Below are 3,574 nucleotides of genomic sequence, written 5' to 3'. Positions count from 1 at the left end.
TTCCAAGCCGACGCTGAGCCGGGAGTTGCGTGCCCTGGGCTACCGCAAGCTATCTGCCCGCCCGCGCCACCATGCCCAGACTACGGGTGCGATCGAGGATTTTAAAAACGTATGGCCCGCCCCGTCTGCAAGTGGATTCACGACCCGGTCTGAGCAGTCTACGCCAACGTATCCGTGTGTGGATGGCCCCCTGTCTTGCAAGAAGAATCGTGGCGATCAAGCAGCGGTAGTCGCTTGCAGTCGTGTGTCCGGCCTTCAGCGCGGCACGACGGCCGCTGGCCCTGATGGGTGTCCACAGGCTGGGACCTCATCGGTCTCGCGGGTTCAAAGACCCCGGATACGTTCCAGGCTGCTCCCAGCTCGTCGGCACTGCCGCTCACTCCATCACGCCTCTTCCTCTCGCAAGCATCCTCTTCCCGGCGGGCCTACGTCATGCGGTGGGCACGACAGCCGGCCGGTAGACTTCCCCCTTAGTCATCAGCGCCCAGACGATGCGGGCCATCTTGTTCGCGAGGGCGACGGCAACCTTGAGCCGGGCATACCGGCTCAGGAGCCCCTGGACCCAGCCGTTGGCCTTCACCTCTTTCGAGCCTTGCAGCGCGGACTGTGCGCCAATGATCAGCAGGCGGCGGTGTAGCCGTCACCCTGGTGCGTAATCCGGCCCAGCCGCTGTTTGCCGCCCGTTGAGTTCTGCCGGGGTACCAAGCCGAGCCAGGCTGAGAACTCCTGGCCAGAGCGGAACATTGAAGCGTCGGCGACCGTTGCCACGATGGCGCTCGCGATCAGCGGTCCAATTCCGGGGACTTTGGCGAGACGCTGGCTGGCCTGATTCGCCCGGTGCCAGGCCAGGATCTCGGCATCAACCTGTGCAACGCGCTTCTCGAGCTCGTCGATCTGCTCGGCGAGGAGGGTGAGAATTTTTCGGCCGGGCTCGGGGACCGTGTCCGTTTCCAAGTGGGCTCGCAGCCGTCCCAAACGGCAAATACCTTGTGCCTCGGCGACACCGAACTCTGCGAGGAGACCGCGCAGGGAGTTGACGGCCTGCGTCCGCTGCCGGACCAACAGATCACGTGTGCGATGCATGACCAGGACAGCCTGTTGTTCCATGCTCTTGATCGCCACGAAGCGCATGGTCGGACGGGTCACGGCTTCGCAGATCGCCTCGGCATCGGCCGCATCATTCTTGCCCCGCTTGACGTAGGCCTTGACGTAATGCGCCGGCATGAGGCGGACCTCGTGACCAAGCGCGCTGAGCTCACGCGCCCAATGGTGCGCGGTCGCACAGGCCTCCATGCCGATGAGGCACGGTGGCAGCTTCGCAAAGAACGCCATCATCTGAGCACGACGCAGCTTCTGGCGCAGTACGACTTGGCCGTCTGGCCCGACACCGTGAAGCTGAAAAACGTGCTTGGCGAGATCGACGCCGATCGTGGCAATCTGCATGGTGGATGGCCTCCTCCAGGGGTGTGCGACAACCCTCATTCTGGCACTTCGATGCCGATCGGGGGCCATCCACCCCATCGGTCACAGGGCACCGCCCTGGCCAAGATGGAGATCCGCGCGTCCCGGTCCTCATAAAGTTCGCGGCGTCGAGCGCCATTTTTTAAACCAGGTTTCCAGAACGCCGGTCAACTGTCAGGCCATCTCGCTTCCACCACCCGCAGACCTCATACAGCCGCCCACGCCGGGTGAGCGCGAACGGCCGATCTCGTTGCTACGACACCGTCGCCGCCTGCATCTCGAACTTCTTCCCGGTGCGGAGCACCGCGCAGATAATCCGCGCCAGCTTGGCGGCGAGCGCCACCACCACTGTATTCACGTGGGCCCGTGTCATTAGGCCACGCAGCCAGCTGCCCAGTGACGTCTCGCCCTTGGATAGCGTCGGCAGGGCAGCACGCGCGCCGTGGATCAGCATTTTGCGGAGGTACCTGTTGCCGCGCTTGCTGATTCCCAGCAGCTTTGGCTTGCCTCCCGTGGTCATCTGCCTCGGCGCTAATCCCATCCAGGCCGCAAGGTCCCGGCCACGTCCAAAGGTGTCGGCCTTGCCGATTGCGGCGACCAGCGCCGTCGCGTTCAGCGGCCCGATCCCCGGGATGGTGAGCAGTAGCCGGGCGGCGTCGTCCGTCCTGGCTTCCCGTGCAAACTCTTCGTCAAAGGCCTCAATGCGGCGGTCCAGCTCGCGCCATTCGGCCTGCTGGTCCTCGATCAACAGTCGGGTCCGTTGGCTCAGTGAAACCTGCTCTAGCGCCAGCAAGGTCTCGAGATGCAGCTCCAGCTTGCGCCGTCCCTGGGGCGCGATGATCCCGCGCTCCAGCAAAAAGGCGCGCAGCTGGTTGATCAGCGCCGTCCGTTCGCCCACCAACCGGTCACGCGCCCGGTGCAGGCTCTGCATGTCGAGCTGCGTCTCACTCTTGAGCTCGACAAAGCGCATCGTCGGCCGGGTCGCCGCCTCGGCGATCGCCTCCGCGTCACGGTCATCGTTCTTCTGTGCCTTCACATAAGGACGCACGTACTCCGGCGACATCAGCCGGACCTGGTGGCCCTGGTCACGCAGCCTGCGGCCGAGGTGATGCGCTCCGCAGCAGGCCTCCATCGCCATTACGCAGCCCGGTAGTTCCGCCGCCAGCTTGGCAACACCCTCCCGATGCAGGCGCCGTCGCAGCACTACCCGCCCATTGCCGTCCAGACCCACCACGCTGCAGCTGTTCTTACCCAGGTCGATCCCCAGAACCGCGATCTGCATCGAACCAGCTCCTGTCCCTCAGGTTACCCTGCCAGCCTAGCGCAGCAGGAAGGAGGGGCGGGCCATCCCATAAAGTTTTGGATCCGTGCTGGAAGCGGTCGCGCGCGAGAAAACCACCGAGCCCGCCGCCATAGAGGTGTGGTTCGCAGACGAAGCCCGCGTTGGGCAGAAGAACAAGATCACGCGCCGTTGGGCGTTGCAGGGCACCCGGCCTGCCGCTCCAAAAGATCAGCGCACGGCGTCGACCTACATCTTCGGTGCCGTCTGCCCCAAAGAGGGTAAGGGCGCCGCGCTGGTGCTGCCGCATTGCAACACGGCGGAGATGACCTTGCATCTCCGCGAGATCGCCGCTGCGGTGGCGCCGGGGCCACACGCAGTGCTGCTGCTCGACCAGGCGGGCTGGCATATGTCGGGCAAGCTGCCGATACCGCCGAACCTCACCTTGGTGCCGCTGCCGCCGAAGTGCCCCGAGCTCAACGTCATGGAAAACGTCTGGCAGTTCATCCGTGACAACTGGCTTTCCAACCGGATCGCAGTTCGGTCTCGTGCCGCCGCGCCGTGGCCTGGTCCAGCTCCGCCAGGCTAACGTGGGCGCCCAAACGCCGAGTTGTACAACACGGTCCGGCCGCACAGCGCGCTGGGCTATCGGCCGCCGGCGCCGGAAGCGGTGTTGCCCTGGCCGTCTGGCCCCGCCTACGCTGCGCTCCGGCAGGGCCAGACGGCCAGGCCAGAACATGGGCCAAGTCTCTCATAGTCCGTGGATCCCCGATCGGGGTAGGTCACGACGGGGCAGTTTACCCAGTCGGGCCTCGTCCCGCTCCTGCCGCAGCT

1 protein-coding gene and 3 pseudogenes are annotated in these 3,574 nt (G+C 65.1%); 2 read left to right on the top strand and 2 right to left on the bottom strand.

Annotated elements, in window-relative coordinates:
• Positions 1-121, top strand: a pseudogene (locus ACFHPP_RS30620) (winged helix-turn-helix domain-containing protein); the annotation flags it as partial.
• A 309-nt stretch (positions 122-430) separates the two neighbouring features.
• Here ACFHPP_RS30620 and ACFHPP_RS30615 read toward each other — a convergent pair.
• Positions 431-1,443: pseudogene (locus ACFHPP_RS30615) on the bottom strand (IS110 family transposase).
• A gap of 271 nt (positions 1,444-1,714) precedes the next feature.
• Positions 1,715-2,743 (bottom strand): IS110 family transposase, encoded by a 1,029-nt coding sequence (locus ACFHPP_RS30610; protein WP_437167010.1) that lies wholly within the window; start codon positions 2,741-2,743, stop codon positions 1,715-1,717.
• A gap of 85 nt (positions 2,744-2,828) precedes the next feature.
• Between ACFHPP_RS30610 and ACFHPP_RS30605 the strand changes: the two are divergent.
• A pseudogene (locus tag ACFHPP_RS30605) lies at positions 2,829-3,275 on the top strand (IS630 family transposase); the annotation flags it as partial.
• Between the last annotated feature and the right edge of the window lie 299 nt (positions 3,276-3,574).

This window comes from Falsiroseomonas sp. E2-1-a20 (genome assembly GCF_051433195.1).
In the GTDB taxonomy this organism is placed as follows: Bacteria; Pseudomonadota; Alphaproteobacteria; order Acetobacterales; family Acetobacteraceae; genus Falsiroseomonas.
Note: the sequence above shows the minus strand (reverse complement) of the source record. Positions and strands in the feature narration are given on the sequence as shown.